Raw genomic sequence first — 336 nt, forward strand, 5'->3', positions numbered from 1 at the left:
TTTGCACAGGCCGTCTGAAAACTTCCTTAAAAACTAGTGATAAATGTAATCAAACCCAAAATAATGCCTGGGGCGTTTGCCAGTATGATGGGGTAGTCGCGTTTTTCTTTCAAAAAGCCGTAGGCAAACCATAATGTGCAGTTGATGGCGGCGACGAGGGGTTGCAACGGCGAGCCGGGGTTGCCGGCAAGGTTGTTTTGGATTTGCGGGATATAAGAAACGTACATACCGACGCCGGCCAGGGTGGCGGTGACGGAAAGAATGTGCATTTGTTTTTCAGTCATTGGTTTTCCTTTCTGATTAGACGATTGGGTTTTCAGGCTGTACAGATGTTGA

Annotated in this window: 1 protein-coding gene; it reads right to left on the reverse strand. The window is 47.3% G+C overall.

Going from position 1 to position 336, the window contains the following annotated elements; genetic code table 11:
* Nucleotides 1-26: 26 nt before the first annotated feature.
* A complete protein-coding gene (locus tag HMPREF2954_RS07765; RefSeq protein ID WP_049225703.1) occupies nucleotides 27-284 on the reverse strand; it encodes a SemiSWEET family transporter in 258 nt (85 codons plus the stop codon).
* Nucleotides 285-336 lie beyond the last annotated feature (52 nt).

Origin of the sequence: Neisseria sp. HMSC067H09, from assembly GCF_001814135.1 — a bacterium.
In the GTDB taxonomy this organism is placed as follows: Bacteria; Pseudomonadota; Gammaproteobacteria; order Burkholderiales; family Neisseriaceae; genus Neisseria.

Bases quoted from the DNA above. Each gene is read 5' to 3' on its own strand.
- HMPREF2954_RS07765 (WP_049225703.1), bottom strand. From the start codon at position 284: ATGACTGAAAAACAAATGCACATTCTTTCCGTCACCGCCACCCTGGCC.